Source organism: Streptomyces sp. NPDC029152 (assembly GCF_055564355.1).
Genome location: NZ_JBVHWR010000005.1, coordinates 354,275 through 370,996, shown reverse-complemented (window position 1 = coordinate 370,996; position 16,722 = coordinate 354,275). Strand labels below are relative to the sequence as shown.

The 16,722-nt window shown below is 69.6% G+C and carries 17 protein-coding genes; 9 read left to right on the top strand and 8 right to left on the bottom strand.

Annotated elements, in window-relative coordinates; translation table 11 throughout:
* Positions 1 to 8: 8 nt before the first annotated feature.
* Both ACZ4V6_RS13935 and ACZ4V6_RS13930 read right to left on the bottom strand, forming a co-directional pair.
* Complete coding sequence (locus tag ACZ4V6_RS13935; protein ID WP_467826355.1) at positions 9 to 1,415, bottom strand: class II fumarate hydratase; 1,407 nt, start codon at positions 1,413 to 1,415, stop codon at positions 9 to 11.
* A gap of 40 nt (positions 1,416 to 1,455) precedes the next feature.
* On the bottom strand, positions 1,456 to 2,151 hold the full coding sequence (locus ACZ4V6_RS13930) for a TetR/AcrR family transcriptional regulator (protein WP_467826353.1): 696 nt from the start codon (positions 2,149 to 2,151) through the stop codon (positions 1,456 to 1,458).
* A 69-nt stretch (positions 2,152 to 2,220) separates the two neighbouring features.
* Here ACZ4V6_RS13930 and ACZ4V6_RS13925 point away from each other — a divergent pair, with 69 nt between their 5' ends.
* The 4 genes from ACZ4V6_RS13925 to ACZ4V6_RS13910 all read left to right on the top strand — a co-directional run bounded on the left by ACZ4V6_RS13925 (position 2,221) and on the right by ACZ4V6_RS13910 (position 6,504).
* Complete coding sequence (locus ACZ4V6_RS13925; protein ID WP_467826351.1) at positions 2,221 to 3,678, top strand: MFS transporter; 1,458 nt, start codon at positions 2,221 to 2,223, stop codon at positions 3,676 to 3,678.
* The gene (locus ACZ4V6_RS13920) at positions 3,675 to 4,088 is read left to right on the top strand and encodes a cupin domain-containing protein (protein WP_467826348.1); all 414 of its coding nucleotides are present in this window, start codon (positions 3,675 to 3,677) and stop codon (positions 4,086 to 4,088) included. The genes ACZ4V6_RS13925 and ACZ4V6_RS13920 overlap by 4 nt, the downstream gene beginning before the upstream one ends.
* A 196-nt stretch (positions 4,089 to 4,284) precedes the next feature.
* Positions 4,285 to 5,853 carry a recombinase family protein gene (locus ACZ4V6_RS13915; RefSeq protein ID WP_467826346.1) on the top strand — a complete coding sequence of 523 codons (1,569 nt, stop codon included), beginning with the start codon at positions 4,285 to 4,287 and terminating at the stop codon, positions 5,851 to 5,853.
* Between the two features lie 213 nt (positions 5,854 to 6,066).
* A complete protein-coding gene (locus ACZ4V6_RS13910; RefSeq protein ID WP_467826343.1) occupies positions 6,067 to 6,504 on the top strand; it encodes a hypothetical protein in 438 nt (145 codons plus the stop codon).
* Positions 6,505 to 6,759: 255 nt separating this feature from the next.
* Here the strand turns inward: ACZ4V6_RS13910 and ACZ4V6_RS13905 are convergent, their stop codons facing one another.
* Positions 6,760 to 7,344: a hypothetical protein gene (locus ACZ4V6_RS13905; RefSeq protein WP_467826341.1), complete on the bottom strand. Its 585-nt coding sequence runs from the start codon at positions 7,342 to 7,344 to the stop codon at positions 6,760 to 6,762.
* Positions 7,345 to 7,796: 452 nt separating this feature from the next.
* On the opposite strand from ACZ4V6_RS13905, the gene ACZ4V6_RS13900 reads away from it, so the two are divergent.
* Positions 7,797 to 8,399: a hypothetical protein gene (locus ACZ4V6_RS13900; protein WP_467826339.1), complete on the top strand. Its 603-nt coding sequence runs from the start codon at positions 7,797 to 7,799 to the stop codon at positions 8,397 to 8,399.
* Positions 8,400 to 8,639: 240 nt separating this feature from the next.
* On the opposite strand, the gene ACZ4V6_RS13895 is transcribed toward ACZ4V6_RS13900, so the two are convergent.
* Positions 8,640 to 10,319 carry a fumarate hydratase gene (locus ACZ4V6_RS13895; RefSeq protein ID WP_467826338.1) on the bottom strand — a complete coding sequence of 560 codons (1,680 nt, stop codon included), beginning with the start codon at positions 10,317 to 10,319 and terminating at the stop codon, positions 8,640 to 8,642.
* A gap of 197 nt (positions 10,320 to 10,516) precedes the next feature.
* Here ACZ4V6_RS13895 and ACZ4V6_RS13890 point away from each other — a divergent pair, with 197 nt between their 5' ends.
* Together ACZ4V6_RS13890 and ACZ4V6_RS13885 are read left to right on the top strand one after the other, a co-directional pair.
* Positions 10,517 to 11,215 (top strand): DUF1707 SHOCT-like domain-containing protein, encoded by a 699-nt coding sequence (locus ACZ4V6_RS13890; protein ID WP_467826336.1) that lies wholly within the window; start codon positions 10,517 to 10,519, stop codon positions 11,213 to 11,215.
* Between the two features lie 103 nt (positions 11,216 to 11,318).
* A complete protein-coding gene (locus ACZ4V6_RS13885) occupies positions 11,319 to 11,699 on the top strand; it encodes a WhiB family transcriptional regulator (protein WP_077796867.1) in 381 nt (126 codons plus the stop codon).
* A 187-nt stretch (positions 11,700 to 11,886) separates the two neighbouring features.
* Here the strand turns inward: ACZ4V6_RS13885 and glpX are convergent, their stop codons facing one another.
* Entirely contained in the window at positions 11,887 to 12,921 is a 1,035-nt protein-coding gene (glpX, locus tag ACZ4V6_RS13880) for a class II fructose-bisphosphatase (RefSeq protein WP_467826334.1), read from the bottom strand.
* A gap of 124 nt (positions 12,922 to 13,045) precedes the next feature.
* Between glpX and ACZ4V6_RS13875 the strand changes: the two genes are divergently transcribed.
* The gene (locus ACZ4V6_RS13875; RefSeq protein WP_467826332.1) at positions 13,046 to 13,579 is read left to right on the top strand and encodes a DUF4245 domain-containing protein; all 534 of its coding nucleotides are present in this window, start codon (positions 13,046 to 13,048) and stop codon (positions 13,577 to 13,579) included.
* A gap of 91 nt (positions 13,580 to 13,670) precedes the next feature.
* On the opposite strand, the gene ACZ4V6_RS13870 is transcribed toward ACZ4V6_RS13875, so the two are convergent.
* Entirely contained in the window at positions 13,671 to 14,261 is a 591-nt protein-coding gene (locus ACZ4V6_RS13870) for a malonic semialdehyde reductase (RefSeq protein WP_467826331.1), read from the bottom strand.
* A gap of 702 nt (positions 14,262 to 14,963) precedes the next feature.
* Between ACZ4V6_RS13870 and ACZ4V6_RS13865 the strand changes: the two genes are divergently transcribed.
* The gene (locus ACZ4V6_RS13865) at positions 14,964 to 15,176 is read left to right on the top strand and encodes a DUF4287 domain-containing protein (RefSeq protein ID WP_351015957.1); all 213 of its coding nucleotides are present in this window, start codon (positions 14,964 to 14,966) and stop codon (positions 15,174 to 15,176) included.
* Positions 15,177 to 15,212: 36 nt separating this feature from the next.
* On the opposite strand, the gene ACZ4V6_RS13860 is transcribed toward ACZ4V6_RS13865, so the two are convergent.
* Both ACZ4V6_RS13860 and xseA read right to left on the bottom strand, forming a co-directional pair.
* Complete coding sequence (locus tag ACZ4V6_RS13860) at positions 15,213 to 15,470, bottom strand: exodeoxyribonuclease VII small subunit (protein ID WP_467826328.1); 258 nt, start codon at positions 15,468 to 15,470, stop codon at positions 15,213 to 15,215.
* A 9-nt stretch (positions 15,471 to 15,479) separates the two neighbouring features.
* Positions 15,480 to 16,688, bottom strand: a complete 1,209-nt coding sequence (xseA, locus tag ACZ4V6_RS13855) for an exodeoxyribonuclease VII large subunit (RefSeq protein ID WP_467826325.1) — start codon at positions 16,686 to 16,688, stop codon at positions 15,480 to 15,482.
* Positions 16,689 to 16,722: the final 34 nt, after the last annotated feature.

The window sequence follows — 16,722 nt, the reverse complement described above, 5'->3', positions numbered from 1 at the left end:
AGCGGACCTCACGGACGGGTCATCCGCAGCACGTCCAGGGCCTCGTCCAGCTGCTCGCGCGTGAGGTCGCCGCGCTCGACGTACCCGCTCTCCAGCACCACCTGACGGATCGTCTTCCGCTCGGCCAGCGCCTTCTTGGCGACCTTGGCGGCCTCCTCGTACCCGATGTACTTGTTGAGCGGCGTGACCACGGAGGGCGAGGACTCGGCGTACTCGCGGGCCCGCTCCCGGTGGGCGACGACGCCGTCGACGGTCCGGTCGGCCAGCAGCCGCGAGACGTTGGCGAGCAGCCGCACCGACTCCAGCACGTTCTTGGCGATGACCGGCAGCATGACGTTGAGCTCGAAGTTGCCGGCCGCCCCGGCGGTGGCCACGGTCGCGTCGTTGCCGACGACCTGGGCGGCGACCATGAGGACGGCCTCCGGGATGACCGGATTGACCTTGCCCGGCATGATGGACGACCCGGGCTGGAGGTCGGGCAGCGAGATCTCCGCGAGGCCGGTGCGCGGACCGGAGGACATCCACCGCAGGTCGTTGGCGATCTTCGTCAGTCCGACGGCGACGGTCCGCAGCTGTCCGCTGGTCTCGACGATGCCGTCCCGCGCGCCCTGCGCCTCGAAGTGGTCGCGCGCCTCGGTCAGCGGCAGCCCGGTCGCACGGGCCACCTCCTCGATGACGGCGGCGGCGAAACCGGGCGGGGTGTTGATGCCGGTGCCCACCGCGGTGCCGCCCAGCGGCAGTTCGGCGAGCCGGGGCAGCGACGCGTTCAGCCGTTCGATGCCGTACCGCACCTGGGCCGCGTACCCGCCGAACTCCTGGCCCAGCGTGACGGGCGTGGCGTCCATCAGGTGCGTACGCCCCGACTTCACCACGTCGGCGAACTCCTCGGCCTTGCGCTCCAGGGCGCCGGCGAGGTGGTCGAGGGCCGGGATCAGGTCGCGGGTGACGGCGGCGGTGGCCGCGATGTGGATGGAGGACGGGAAGACGTCGTTGGACGACTGGGAGGCGTTGACGTGGTCGTTGGGGTGCACGTCCCGGCCGAGCCGCTCACCGGCCAGGGTGGCGATGACCTCGTTGGTGTTCATGTTGGAGGAGGTCCCCGACCCCGTCTGGAACACGTCCACGGGGAAGTGCTCGTCCCACCTCCCCTCGGCGACCTCGCCGGCCGCCTCCTGGATCGCGTCGGCGATCTCCTTGTCCAGGACCCCCAGCTCGGCGTTGACCTTGGCCGCCGCGCCCTTGATCCGGGCCAGCGCCTCGATGTGCGCGCGCTCGATGCGCTGTCCGGACACCGGGAAGTTCTCCACCGCCCGCTGCGTCTGCGCCCGCCACTTGGCGTGGGCGGGGACGCGCACCTCGCCCATGGAGTCGTGCTCGACTCGGTAGTCGGGGTCGCCGGTTCGGGTCGTCGTCATCGTCGTACCTCCACGAAGATCAGCACAGGGTCGGACCTACCTATTCCCCGTCCGTGGGCGGCACGCCCGCCCGCCGCGGCGGCAGCAGCCCGTCGACCAGGGCCCGCAGGCCGGTGGCGTAGGTGTCCTCGGCGGTCAGCTCGGCCCAGCGCGGGCCCAGGGCGGCGAGGCGGGGCAGGGCGGCGGGGTCGAGGTCCGCGAACACCCGGTCGCGGTAGGTCGGCCGGGTGTCGGTCGCACGGCGGCGGGCGGCCGTGGCGCGGACGACGAGCTCGCCTGCCGTGTAGTACCAGATGGACCGGTAGGTCCCCACCGCCTGCTCCGGCGTGAGCCCGCAGTCGACGGCCGCGTCGACGACGTGCTCCACGAACCACAACGCCGAGGGCGCCAACAGGTCGTCGGCCGTGAGCACTTCGACCAGCCACGGGCACTGGGCCAGCAGGTCCCGCATGGCCGTCGCCGCGGTCAGCAGCCGCTCGCGCGGATCGGCCGGCAGCCGGGGCCGCGCCGCCTGCCCGGCGAAGTCCTCCAGCAGGAGGAGCAGCAGCTCCTCCTTGTCCCGCACGTGGTGGTAGAGGGCCATCGGCGTGCTGTCCGTCTCCTTGGCCAGGCGCCTCATGGTCAGCTTCGCGACCCCCTCCTCGTCGACGATCCGGCGCGCCGCGGTGACGATCTCGGCGCGGGAGAGACGGGGCGGCCTGCCGGGGCGGCCGGGGCGCGGGGAGGCGGTCGACATGCGGCCCATGATGGCCCACCCGCGGGAGAGGGGTGGACGGCGGGAGGTGGACCGGGCTATTTTTCTTACATGTATAGAAACTTAGGAGAGCGGCGGGGGGCCGTCCTGGCGGCGGTGGCCCTGGCGCAGTTCGTCGTGGCCCTCGACATGGCGGTGGTGAACGTCGCCCTGCCCGCCGTGCGCGCCGACCTCGGCTTCGCACCCGTGGATCTCGCCTGGGTGGTGCACGTCTACGCCCTGACCTTCGGCGGCCTGCTGCTGCTCGGCGGCCGGGCCGCCGACCTGTACGGACGGCGGCGCCTGTTCGTCCTCGGGCTCGCCGTGTTCGGCACCGCCTCCCTGACGGGCGGACTGGCCCAGGCGCCCTGGCAGCTGGTGGCCGCCCGCGCGGTCCAGGGAGCAGGGGCCGCCGCGCTCGCCCCGGCTGCCCTGGCCCTGCTCACCGTCACCTTCCCGGAGGGCCCGTCCCGGGTGCGGGCCCTCGGTGTGTGGAGCGGCGTCAACGCGGTCGGCGGGGCCTCCGGAGTGCTGGTCGGCGGCCTGCTCACCGAGTACGCCGGCTGGCGCTGGGTGATGCTGGTCAACGTGCCCGTCGTCCTCGGCGCACTCGCCGCGGGCCTGGCGGGCATGCCGGGCGGAGCCGGCGGCGGGCACCGGGGCCGTCTGGACGTGCCGGGCGCGCTGCTCGCCACCGCCGGCACCGGAGTGCTCGTGCTCGGCGTGGTGCGCACGGACCGCGAGGGCTGGACCTCGCCGGCGACGGTGGCCCCGCTCGCCGCGGCCGCCCTGCTGCTGGCCGCGTTCGTGGCCGTGGAACGGCGGGTGCGGCAGCCCCTGGTCCGCCCGGGGCTGTTCCGCAACCGGTGGATCAGCGGGGCCAACGCCTTCGTCATGCTCGTCGCTGCCGGGCAGTTCAGCGCCTTCTACTTCGTCTCCCTCTACCTCCAGCAGGTGCTGCACCTGAGCGCGGCCGCCACCGGGGCCGCCTTCCTGCCCTTCTCCCTCGGCACCGTCGCGGCGACCGTGGTCGCGACGCGGCTCGGCTCCCGCCGCTCCCCGCGCGCGGCCCTGCTCGCGGGCGGGCTCGCCGGTGCCGCCGGACTCGGCTGGTTCGCGCTGATCAGCCCCACGGGCGGCTTCCTGACGGACGTGCTCGGGCCCTCGCTGCTCACGGCGGCCGGCATCGGACTGTGCCAGGCGCCCGTGGCAGCCGCCGCGACGACCGGAGTGAGCGCCGCCGAGGCCGGCTCCGCCTCCGGGATCCTCAACAGCTCCCGCCAGCTGGGCGGATGTCTCGGCGTCGCCGCGCTCGCGACGGTGGCGGCCCGGCACACCGGCACGGACGCCGGCGAGGCGGCGCTCAGCGGCGGCTACGCGCTCGGCCTAGGGGTCGGCGCCGTCCTGCTGCTCGCGGCGGTCGCCCTCGCCGCCTTCGTCCTGCCGGCGCACCGGCCCCGGCACCCCGGCCCCGACCGGACGCCCCCCTCCACGGCCTCCGGGACACCACTGAAAGGAACCGTGTCATGACCGCACTCCACCCGATCGACCTGTTCTCCGCCGCGGTCCACGTCGGACCCGACGGCGGCGTCACGGCCGGCGAACGCCGGATGACCGAGGCCGCCCGGCCTGGCTCCTGGCAGATGGCGGCCTTCCGCGCGGCCACGGACGCCGACGTCCACGCCGACCACTGGGAGATGCATCCCGCGGCCGACGAGCTGGTGTGCGTGCTCGCCGGCCGAGTGCGCTTCCACCTGCGGCCCGTGACCCCGGACGAGCCGCAGGAGGCCGTCATCCTCACACCGGGCACCGCGGTCGTCGTACCCCGGGGCCGGTGGCACCGCATGGAGGTCGACGGCCCGGTCGAGCTGCTGTCCCTGTCGCCGCGCGAGGGCACCCGCCTGGAGCCGGTGGCGGCCGGCCCGGACACCGCGGGCTGAGCGCCGCGAACCTCCGCACACGCGGGCGGCCCCCACACCGTCGCCGGGTGGGGGCCGTCACCGTACGGACCGGGCAGGCGTCAGGCCAGCCCCGGCTCCCGCACCGGGATCGTCGTGAACGTCGGCGCGGGCGCCGGGTCCTGGAAAAAGTCGTTCGGCTTGTTCATCTAGCGTGTACCCTCGTACGATCACCGCCATGATCAAGCACCCGAGGGTCCTGGGCGCTGTCCGCCTGTCCATCCTCAAGGACGACACCACCAGCCCCGAGAAGCAGCGGCAGGCCGTAGAGCACTGGACTGCTGGCCCCGCCGTGGACGGTCGCATAGCGGGCTGGGCGGAAGACCTGGACGTGTCCGGGGCGATGCACCCCTTCAAGCGACCGGGCCTCGGTCCATGGTTCAACGAGCGGGCCGACGAGTGGGACGTGTTGGCCGTCTGGAAGCTCGACCGCCTCAGCAGGAAGGCGGGCCACTTCGCCGAGGTCTTCGAGTGGTGCCAGAAGCACGGGAAGTCCATCGTGTCCGTGACCGAGGGCATCGACATGTCCACCCCCATGGGCAAGATGTTCGCTCAGATCATCGCCGCCTTTGCCGAGGGAGAGTTGGACACCATCCGCGCCCGCGCACTTTCTGGCTCGGCCGCTCGTAAGGCCAAGGGTGTTTGGATCGGTGGCGTCGAGCCGTACGGGTACCGCTTCGAACGGCAGGACGGCGGCGGAAAGAAGCTGGTTCAGGACCCCACGTATGCGGAGCTGTTCCGCGAGATCGTCGAGCGGCTGAAGGGCGACTGGTCGTCGTACAAGATCGCGCTTGATTTGAATGCGCGCGGCGTTCCCACCTGGCGGGATCATCTTCGAATCGTGAAGGGGGAAGATCCGAGGGGTGTTGCCTGGACTGCCAATGCGATTCGTGCCATAGCCATGAACCCCACGGTGGCCGGCATCTACACGTACAAGGGCGAGAACGTCGTAGACGAGAACGGCGAGAATGTTCGGATCACTGATGATCCCTTGATGGATTTTGCCGAGTGGTCGGAATTCGTGGCCGCGCTCAAGAGTGATCGCCCGGTTAGGCGGTCCACTCCTTCGCGGTCGATGCTGGGCGGTGTGGCTACTTGCCAGGGTTGCGGCGCCCGGATGTCGTCCAACAAGAAGACGAAGCCGAACGGGCGCGTGCATCACTACTACGCCTGCAACAACGTCAACACCGGAACATGTCCTAACCCCGGCCGCATTCGGCGCGATGACCTGGATATGGCTGTTGGGACTTTCGTGAAGGTCACTCTCGGCCCGCTTCCGGTTATGGAGCGGGCCGGTAATTCCATCAGTCAGGCCAAGACCGAGCTTTCCGAGGCCGAGGCGACGCTAGACCGACTGGAAGCTGACTACCTAGCTGGACGGTTTAAGACCGACGTTCAAGTTGAACGCTACTGGGGGCAACACGAATTCCAGTCGGCCAAGATTGAACGCCTGAGAGAGGAAATCAAGACCGCCGAGGATGCCCCGGCCTGGAAGGAGACGGGGCGGACCTACTCCGAAGAGTGGACGACCAAGGAGGACGAACAGAAGCGTGTGTTCCTGCAACGGCACGGCATAACTGTGACGGTGGGGGCTACGGAAGACGGGAGCCGACGAGTCGTCTGCAAGATGCCTGAGCTTGCCGAGATTACCAAGGATACCGGGCTTCAAGTTCCCGAGGGATACTGGTTGATCGAGCCGGAGGCGGAATACATTCTGCCGAAGCAGATGGCTTATAAGCGGAAGTAGGCAGGGTCGCCCACGCTCCCAACCTTTGCCCCCGTCGCGTGTAAACGCTTCGGGGGCTTTTCCATGCCCATGCTCGGCCCCCTGGCCGTTTAAACACTCTTCCTTGATTCCGCCACCCCCGGCGGGTTAAAACCTAGGCACAGAAGACCGCACAACGGCCCCGGATAACCCGGGTCTTTTCTGTACCGCATCCCCCGAAAGGGAACGTGACCCATGACCTTTGCCGAACAGTACGCGGACGCTATCAAGGGGCGCAGAGTGAAGCTGCGAAAGCGCAGGTTCGCCCTTGCGGCCGAGACGGCTACCCCGACCGGGCAAGCCGCCCTGTGGTATGCCGACGCGGTTCAATGCGTGCCGCGTAGCGGCCAGGCCGTGGCCCGCCAGATAGCCCGCCTCTGCGGCGACGAATCCGAGGTGACTGTTCCGTGGCGTTCGCTTGCCGATGCTGTCGGTGTGCGGGACCGGGCCGGGAACCTTCGCCGCTATGCCGAGCGTGGAGTAAAGGCCCTGATTGATGCCGGATGGCTCGAAGTCGAGACGGTTGGGAGCAAGCGTGGAGCGAAGACGACGTTCCGCCTCCTGGCGGGTGACCGTTCCTCGGAGTGCCTGGGCTGGATCGGTGACCGGAGATGGTTCACCGAGGCTGCCTGAACGGCCCTCGGCGACTTATGGCCTTAGTAAGGCCCCCTCGGGGGCCGTTAGCTGCTGCGCTCCGCTGCGCAGATATGCCCTGGCCGATCAAGGCCAGGGAACTTATGGCCTTAGAGAGAAGCAGCGCCCCTCTAAGGGCGCTGCTCTATAGAAGGTCACTAGCGTGCGCTTCTCGCCCTGGCCGAGGAATGGAGGCCAGGCTTCATGGCAACCTAACGGCACCCGGTGGAGGGTGCCTCTATCTGCGAGACAGAATTACTCAGCTTCAACGACGTCGGAGGGCGAGTCGTCCTCGGCGTCGAGTAGGCCGCCGAAGTGACCAAACACCCAACGATCGACCATGGTTGGGTAAGCGTCTATCAGCATCCTCGGAAGAGAGTCTTTCGGCTCATCGAGATGGAAGCACCATTGCGACACGACGTTGTCGCCCAAGGCTAGATCGGCTACAGTAGCGCGCAGCCGCGCCGCATGCTCCAAGATGTCGCCTTGACTCACGGCAGATATTGAGCCTATCGAGGCTCCTTCGTGCGCAATGAAGTTGCGGGCTTTCCTCCCCCCATCGAGGGCGCCGAAGTCGGAGGTTCGCGAGCCGAGCGATGTGTTCGCTAGGTCTCGTAACGTCCTCCCAAGCATCTTGTCCGGGGGCAGGCCATTGATCATCTCTTGCAGACCCAACACCGGGTCGGCTTGTGCAGCCTCGGCAAGGTTGGCCATCCGCAAGACGTACTGACACTTCGCCTCGAAGGCATTGGCCAAGTGCAATGCGCGACCAGCCGACAGGAAAAGCGCGTCCAACAACTGTGGCTCACGCGGCTTCAGATAGCTCAGCGACCAACCCATGCGATCCACGGTACCGACACCGTCAAGGGGATTTCGGCCGGCTGACGGGGAAGGCCCCGGTGCCCAGGTTGCGGAGGCTCCATAACGGCCCTGGCCGCCGGGAAATCCGGGGAGGGGGAGTCTGAAACTCTGAGGGGAGCCTTCCCGGCACCCGCCGCCTTCGCTCCGCTTGAACGTGCGGGGGTTCGCTCGAACTTGTGAGAACTTGAGACAATGAAAACCCTGCATACGGTTTTTCATATTGCATGATCCATACTCGGCTGTTGATGCGATATGCGTTGCTTTGACTCGGTTGCACGATAAGAAACTTTCCGCGCGTGCATGGTTCTGCGAAGGCTCAAGGTTACGCTGCGGCTAACTTCCGTCGACGTTCCGGGTAGGCTCCCATGGGATACAACCTTGCCAGTGTGACCCTGCGATTTGAGGGCCGGTAAATCAATACAGTCAAGTGGGTGACGGACGTACTCACGTCGCTTAACTATTCCTATGATGTCGCAGCCGTCGCATACTTCATGGAGCACGGAGGAGTGGGCTCTCAGGTAGACCTCCTCGAAAACGTTCTAGAGGGCACTGCGGAAGCCGGCCTGTCGGCCGCTGTTCTCTCTATCGAGCCCATGCTTGAGGAGGGAGCCAAGCTGAGGCTGGAAAACCTGGCGACCGGGCATACATTCGAAATCAACGTCACTGGCGTGGCTGAGGTGATCGACTCTTTGGCGAAGGTAGTCGATCCAGCAAGGCGAGCCGACCTTAAAGAGGACACGAAAAAGAAGCAAGGCGAGCGCGCGCATCAGGCCGAAATGGATAAAACAGCGGAGGTGATCGCCAAAGCTTCCGCCGAGCTCCAGGTTCTAACTATCAACAATCAAATTGCTCTGGAGGATCTTAGGGGATTCAGGGAGGTGATGAAAGAATACTCAAACCTCCACAGCCAGCTTGTTGAAAACTTCGGGGAAGGAAATGCAGGCAAGCTATTGGAGAAGTTTGCCGCAGAATACGCTCGCGGCCTAGGTTTGCTTCCAGCCAGCGAGATCAAGGTAATCGAGGGTCCGAAGTAGGCGCCGTCACGCCTTCTGAACGTAACTGACTTCTCGCACCGCCGCGTACGACGGTGCGAGGGCGTGTGTCCGGGCGTCTATGCGTTCACGCGACTATGCGCGTTGTCGCATAAACCGGCGGGGCGGCTGGTCCATCGTGGAGCTCACCAGGGGGGCGTACCCGGAGCCTTTTTGCCTGCCCGCAGCGGCAGACCCCCCGGCGGGCGCGCCGAGGGGTCTGGGAGGGGGCATCAAGGGCACTCAGGCCAGGCCCGGTCCCCGCACCGGGATGCTGGTGAATGTCGGCTGCTCAGGTTCCCGCGAAGTGAAGAAGTCGTTGCCCTTGTCGTCCACCACGATGAACGCCGGGAAGTCCTCGACCTCGATCTTCCAGACCGCCTCCATGCCGAGTTCCTCGTACTCGACGACCTCGACCTTCTTGATGCAGTCCTGTGCGAGCCGCGCCGCCGGGCCGCCGATCGAGCCGAGGTAGAAGCCGCCGTGCGCGTGGCAGGCGTCGGTGACCTGCTTGCTCCGGTTGCCCTTCGCCAGCATCACCCTGGAACCGCCCGCCGCCTGGAACTGCTCCACGTAGGAGTCCATCCGCCCGGCCGTGGTCGGCCCGAAGGACCCGGACGCGTACCCCTCCGGCGTCTTCGCCGGGCCCGCGTAGTACACCGGGTGGTCCTTCAGGTACTGCGGCATCTCCTCGCCCGCGTCCAGCCGCTCCTTGATCTTGGCGTGCGCGATGTCGCGCGCCACGACCAGCGGGCCGGTCAGCGACAGCCGGGTCTTGACCGGGTACTTGGTCAGCTCCGCGAGGATGTCGTCCATCGGCTGGTTGAGGTCGATCTTGACGACGTCCCCCTCCGACTCCAGCTGCTCGTCCGTCGTCTCCGGCAGGAACCGCGCCGGGTCGGTCTCCAGCTGCTCCAGGAAGACGCCCTCGGCGGTGATCTTCGCGACCGCCTGGCGGTCCGCCGAGCAGGACACGGCGATGGCGACCGGGCAGGACGCCCCGTGCCGCGGAAGGCGCACCACGCGCACGTCGTGGCAGAAGTACTTGCCGCCGAACTGCGCGCCGATGCCGATCCTCTGCGTCAGCTCGAAGACCTTCTCCTCCAGCTCCTTGTCCCGGAAGCCGTGCCCGAGCTCGGAACCCTCGGAGGGGATCTCGTCCAGGTAGTGCGCGGAGGCGTACTTCGCGGTCTTCAGGGCGTACTCGGCCGACGTGCCGCCGACCACGATCGCCAGGTGGTACGGCGGACAGGCGGCCGTGCCCAGCGAGCGGATCTTCTCCTCCAGGAACTTCATCATGGAGGCCTCGTTCAGCACGGCCTTCGTCTCCTGGTACAGGAACGACTTGTTGGCCGAGCCGCCGCCCTTCGCCATGAACAGGAACTTGTAGGCGCCGCCGTCGGTCGCGTACAGCTCGATCTGGGCCGGGAGGTTGGAGCCGGTGTTCTTCTCCTCCCACATGGTGAGCGGAGCCATCTGCGAGTAGCGCAGGTTCAGGTTCTTGTAGGCGTCGTAGATGCCCCGGCTCAGGGCCTCCTCGTCGCCGCCCGTCGTCAGGACGTTCTGGCCGCGCTTGCCCATGACGATCGCCGTGCCGGTGTCCTGGCACATCGGCAGCACGCCCGCCGCCGCGATGTTCGCGTTCTTCAGCAGGTCCAGCGCCACGAACTTGTCGTTGCTCGACGCCTCGGGGTCGTCGACGATGCGGCGCAGCTGCGCGAGGTGGGCCGGGCGCAGGTAGTGCTGGATGTCGTGGATCGCCTCCTCGGCGAGCTTGCGCAGCGCCTCGGGCTCCACCTTGAGGAACGTCCGCCCGTCGGCCTCGAAGGTGGAGACACCCTCGGCGGTCACCAGCCGGTACGGAGTGGTGTCCTCGCCCTGGGGGAGCAGATCGGTGTACGCGAACTCAGGCATCTCGCCCATTCCTCACTCGGCATCACGCGCGGCTGGATTCCTCAGCAACGACGGCTGGCCTCCATCGGCAGCGTCCACCAGCGTAGAACCTGCCGTCGGCGACGGGCTTGTGAGGTAAGGCTCAGTGGGGAGGACGGGGGCGGGCGGCGCGACGGGACCGCCCCGACCCCTGGTCGCGATCTATCGCGTTTCGGTACGCTGCCGGGGTGGACCTTCAGAAGCACGACCGACAGCAGGACGCCGGCCCGGCGCCGCGCGTCACCGAGCTGCGCGCCTCGGACGCCGACCGTGACCGCATCGCCGACATGCTGCGCGACGCCCTCGCCGAGGGGCGGCTGACCGCCGAGGAGCACGCCGAGCGGGTGGAGGGCGTGCTGGCCGCCAAGACGGTGGGCGAGCTGGACGTGTTCGTGCGCGACCTGCCCGCCGCGCACGCCGGCCGGGGCACCGCCGCCGCCCCCGCCCCGCACCGCCCCACCGCCGGCGCCGTCCCCGCCGACCCCGACGAGAACGTGGTGGCGGTGTTCAGCAGCGCCGTCCACAGGGGCCGTCGGCGGGCGGGCCGCCGCATCCACGCGTACGCGGTCTTCGGCAGCGTCGAGATCGACCTCAGCGAGGCGGTCTTCGAGCATCAGCAGGTCGTGATCAAGGCGTTCTCCGTCTTCGGCAGCATCGACGTGCGCGTCCCGGAGAACGTGTCGCTGCGCGGCGCGGGCGGTGGTGTGCTCGGCAGCTTCGAGGTGGCCACCCTCGACTCGGACGAGACCGAGGCCCCGGTCGTCTACGTGGACGGCTGGGCCGTGCTGGGCAGCATCGAGGCGCGCCCGAAGCGCGGCAAGTTCGTCGCGGACATCCTCGACCGGGTGCAGCGCAAGGTGGAGAAGAGTTTGCGCAAGCACGTGTAGCGCGACGCTGGGCGCGGCGGGGAACTCAGTGCATAGGCGCGCGCACAGCGGGTAAGCCTGACGCATCGTCTCTCGCTCGCGAAGCCGTCGTCAGGAGTAGACCGTGCTGCAACCGCCGCATTCGTCCCTGCAGGTAGCCGCCGTTCCGGCCCAGCGGGTACCCGTGCGGGACAGGGACCAAGACGCTCCGTGGCACACCGAGGCGGTGTGCCGGCGCGACGAGGCCGGACTGTTCTTCGCACCCTCCAAGGAACCCACCGCCGCCCGGCTCTCCCGCGAGGAGGCGGCCAAGCGCGTGTGCGCCCGCTGCCCGGTCATGGTCGAATGCCGCGAGCACGCGCTCCTGCAGCCCGAGCCCTACGGCGTCTGGGGCGGCCTCACCGCCGCCGAACGCCGCGTGGTCCTCGCCCGCCGTCGCCGCCGCGACCTGGAGCTGAAGAAGACGGCCCGCACGGCAGCCGGCCGCATAGCCGCGGCCGGCTGATCCCGGACACGACGAGGGCGCCCCCTCCGCACAGGGGGCGCCCTCGTCACGCCGGTCAGGACGGCCGGCTCAGGGGCACGGCCTTTTCACGTCCTGGACCCGCGCGGGCGCGACCGGTCACCGCGGACCCGCACCCGCCGACGGACAGGCGCTCCCGCTTCGAGGGGCGCCCGCGACACCGGCAAAGTCACTTCGCCCGGTCGAAGTCGATCGCGCTGTACGCCCGCAGCTTGCTCAGCCGGTGCTCGGAGTCGATCCGCCGCACCGTGCCCGACTTCGACCGCATCACGATCGAGTCGGTCGTGGCCGTCTCGGACCGGTACCGCACCCCGCGCAGCAGCTCGCCGTCGGTGATGCCGGTCGCGACGAAGAAGACGTTGTCCCCGGCGACCAGGTCGTCGGTGGTCAGCACCCGGTCCAGGTCGTGCCCGGCGTCGATCGCGCGCTGCCGCTCCTCGTCGTCCTTGGGCCACAGCTTGCCCTGGATCGTGCCGCCCAGGCACTTCACGGCACAGGCCGAGATGATGCCCTCCGGCGTGCCGCCGATGCCGAGCAGCAGGTCGATGCCGGTGCCCTCGCGCAGCGCCAGGATGGAGCCGGCCACGTCGCCGTCGGAGATCAGCTTGATCCGGGCGCCGGTCTCCCGGACCTCCTTGATCAGGCTCTGGTGCCGGGGCCGGTCGAGGATGACGACCGTGACGTCCTCGGGCGTGGCCCGCTTGGCCTTGGCGACCCGGCGGATGTTCACCGACACGGGCGCGTTGATGTCGACGAAGTCGGCGGCCTCCGGTCCGGTGACCAGCTTGTCCATGTAGAACACGGCCGACGGGTCGAACATGGAGCCGCGCTCGGCGGCGGCCAGGACGGCGATCGCGTTGGTCATGCCCTTGGCGGTCAGCGTGGTTCCGTCGATCGGGTCGACGGCGATGTCGACCTCGGCGCCGGTCCCGTCCCCGACCCGCTCCCCGTTGAAGAGCATCGGGGCCTCGTCCTTCTCACCCTCGCCGATGACGACGACGCCGTTCATCGAGACGGTGGAGACGAGGGTGCGCATGGCGCGGACCGCGGCACCGTCGGCGCCGTTCTTGTCACCGCGCCCGACCCAGCGGCCGGCGGCCATCGCCGCGGCCTCGGTGACCCGGACGAGTTCCAGGGCGAGGTTGCGGTCGGGGGCCTCTGAGGGGACGTCCAGTTCGGACGGCAGATGATGATGCTCGGTCATCGGAGCGCACCTTTCTGATACGACGACGGCCGGATGAGGGTATGGGCGCACTCTATCGCCAGTACGACAAAATGAGCAGGGGACCCCACGGATGAGCAGTTCGGGGACCTGCGACGATAGGGGCGTGGCAGGTACGAAAGGCAAGCAGAAGACGGCCCGGGACATGATCCTCTCCCTGGGGGTCATCGTGCTCGTGGGGCTGGGCATGTGGCTCTTCATCCCGCACGACGAGGGGGAGCCCGACATCAAGCGGGTGGACTACCGGGTCGAGCTGCTCACCGCGCGCCGTGCCGCGTCGTACCCGGTGGCGGCGCCGGAGGGGCTGTCCGAGGACTGGAAGCCGACCTCCGTCCGGTTCCGCGGCGACGAGTTCGACGCCTGGCACCTGGGCTTCCGTGCCCCCGACGGCGAGTACGTGGCGGTCGAGCAGTCCGCCGGGAAGCCGGCCGCCTTCATCGAGGAGGCCAGCCAGGGCGGGCGGAAGACCGACGCCACCGAGCGGATCGGCGGCCGGACGTGGACCCGGTACGAGGGCGGCCGGTACGACGCGCTGGTGCTCCAGGACACGGACGGCGTCAAGGGCGCGACGACCGCCGTGGTGGGCACCGGGTCGTTCGAGCAGCTGGCCGACATGGCGGCGGCGCTGAAGACGGGCTGAGCCCCGGTCGCGACCCGCGTACGGCGAAGGCCCCCGGCGTGTGCCGGGGGCCTTCGTCCTGCGGTGACCGCGCCGCGGCGCGGTCACCGTCTCAGACGGTGGTGACGACCTGCTCGTACGACAGGCGCGGGGAGCGCGGGAACCAGGCGTCCGGGCCCGGACGGCCGATGTTGACGACCATCAGCGGGGTGTGGTCGTCGTCCAGGAACTCCTTGCGGACGCCCTCGAAGTCGAGGCCGGTCATCGGGCCGGCGGCCAGACCCGCGGCGCGGACGCCGACGATGAAGTACGCGGCCTGCAGGGCGGCGTTCAGCGTGGCGGCACCCTCACGCACGGGGCGCTCGCTGAAGAAGGCGTCCTTGGCCTCGGGGAAGTGCGGGAAGAGCTGCGGCAGCTCCTCGTGGAACTCGTTGTCGGCCGACAGGATCGCGACCAGCGGGGCGGCGGCGGTCTTGGGCCGGTTGCCCTCGGCCATGTGCTGGACCAGGCGCTCGCGGGCCTCGGGGGAGCGGACCAGCGTGATGCGCAGCGGGGACTGGTTGAAGGCGGTCGGCCCGTACTTGACCAGGTCGTAGATCGCCTGCACCTGCTCGTCGGTCACCGGCTCGTCGGTGAAGGTGTTGGCGGTGCGGGCCTCGCGGAACAGCAGGTCCTGGGCGGCGGGGTCGAGAACGAGAGACATGCGTGAACTTCCTGGGGATGTGCGTCGGCCCGCGCTGTTCGGCGCGGGAGCCGTTGACGGCGACGACACTACGCCAAAGAAGTTCAAGCTTCAACCAAAGTCCCCTTCGCGGTGATCCGGTTCACACGGCCACCGGAGTGAGGGGCGCGAGCGGGTCCGCGGTCTCCTGCGCGTCGGACGGGAACGGCGATACCGGAGTGCGCCGGTACGACCGTGCGGAGGACACGGCGCTCGACGGTGCGACCGGACCCGCCGTCGCGGGCGTCGGGCTCGGCCGCGTCGGACCGCCCACGGCGCTCGCGCTCTCCGGCGCGGGCGCGACGGTCATCGGCTTCGACGGTCATCGGCGTCGACGGCGGCCCGGGGCGGTTCGCGTACCCCTTCTCCGAGAAGCCCGGCACGTCAGAACCCCGGCCCGCACCGGACCGGCGTGCCGGTGACGCCGGAACGGGTGCGGGGGACCGCCGGCGGCCGGCGCCGCGCGACCGTACGGGCGGGCGGCGGGAAGGAGGCGGAGGGCCTCGAAGGTTTCTCCCCCGGCGTGAGGAACAGCGGACCGGGCGCGCGGTGGCCCCGCCTCACCTCGCTGGAGGTGGAGTACGGGGGGTGACGCACATCACGGCCGGCGGACGATCACTTCGCCCGCCGGCCGCGGTCCTACCAGGCACAGACCGCACCTCACACGGATGGGACCGCGCCGACATGACCAGCACCGTCAAGGGCCCCGCCTCCTACTTCCCGTCGATCGAGAAGAAGTACGGCCGGCCGGTCGCGGAGTGGAAGGAACTGATCCGCTCCTCGCCGCTCACCAAGCACATGGAACTCGTCACCTGGCTCAAGACCGAGCACGGACTGGGCCACGGACACGCCAACGCGCTCGTCGCCCACACGCTCGCCGAGGACAGCGGGAAGTAGCGGGAAACAGGGGGAGGAGGCGAAGGAGCGGGGGCGCTAGGCGTCCTCGTCCTCGTTCCCGTCCCGCGCCCCGGTCTCCTCGGCCAGCGCCGCGTCCAGACGGGCGCGGGCGCCCTCCAGCCACCGCCGGCACACCTTCGCCAGCTCCTCGCCCCGCTCCCACAGGGCGAGGGACTCCTCCAGGGTCGTGCCGCCGGCCTCCAGCCGCCGTACGACCTCGATCAGCTCGTCCCGTGCCTGCTCGTACCCGAGCGTCTCGGACACGGCCGCCGGCTGTTCCACCTCGCTGGTCATCCACTCACCCTATGCGTCGACTCGTACGGAGAAATCACCCTCGGACACGCGTGCGCGCAGCGTCTCGCCCGGCTCCACCTCGTCCGGGTCCCGCACCGCGCGGCCGTCGGACCGCTGCAGCACGGCGTACCCGCGCCGGAGGGTCGCGGCGGGGGAGAGGGCCACCACGCGCGCGTGCGTGTGCGTCAGCTCGGAGTCGGCCCGGTCGAGCTGGTGCCGCAGCGTGCGGCGCCCCCGCTCCAGCAGGGCCGTCACCTGCTCGGCCCGCTCGTGGATCATCCGGTGCGGGTCCTGGACCGACGGCCTGGACAGCGCGTGGGCCAGCCCCCGCTCCTCGCGGTCGACGAACGCCGCCACGCACCGGCGCGCCCGGTCCCGCAGCAGCCGCACCCGCTCGTACTCCTCCCCGACGTCCGGCACGACCTTCTTCGCGGCGTCGGTCGGCGTGGAGGCGCGCAGGTCGGCGACGAGGTCCAGCAGGGGAGTGTCCGGCTCGTGCCCGATCGCCGAGACGACCGGCGTACGGCAGGCGGCGACCGCCCGGACCAGCTGCTCGTCGGAGAACGGCAGCAGGTCCTCCACGCTGCCGCCGCCGCGCGCGACGACGATCACGTCCACGTCGTCCCGCGCGTCCAGCTCCTTCACCGCCTGCACCACCTGCGGTACGGCGTGCACGCCCTGCACGGGGACGTTGCGCACCTCGAAGCGGACGGCGGGCCAGCGGTTCCGTGCGTTCTCCAGCACGTCCCGCTCGGCCGCGGAGGCTCGCCCGCAGACCAGGCCGATCAGCTGCGGCAGGAAGGGCAGGGGCTTCTTCCGCTCCGGCGCGAACAGGCCCTCGCGCGCGAGCGACTTCTTCAGCTGCTCCAGCCGCGCGAGCAGCTCCCCGACGCCGACCGGCCTGATCTCGGCGGCCCGCAGGGACAGCTGCCCGCGCGGCGCGTACCACTCAGGTTTGGCGTGCACGACCACGCGGGCGCCCTCGCCGACCACGTCCGCCACCGCGTCGAACACCTGGCGGTAGCAGGTCACGCTCACGGAGACGTCGTACGACGGGTCGCGCAGCGTCAGGAACACCACCCCGGCGCCCGGACGCCGCGACAACTGCGTGATCTGCCCCTCGACCCACACCGCGCCGAGCCGGTCGATCCAGCCCCCGATCAGCCGTGACACCTCGCCGACGGGCAGGGGAGCTTCGGGGGACGTGTTCGCAGCCATGCGCCCGAGCGTAACGGCCGGGTGCGACAACGGT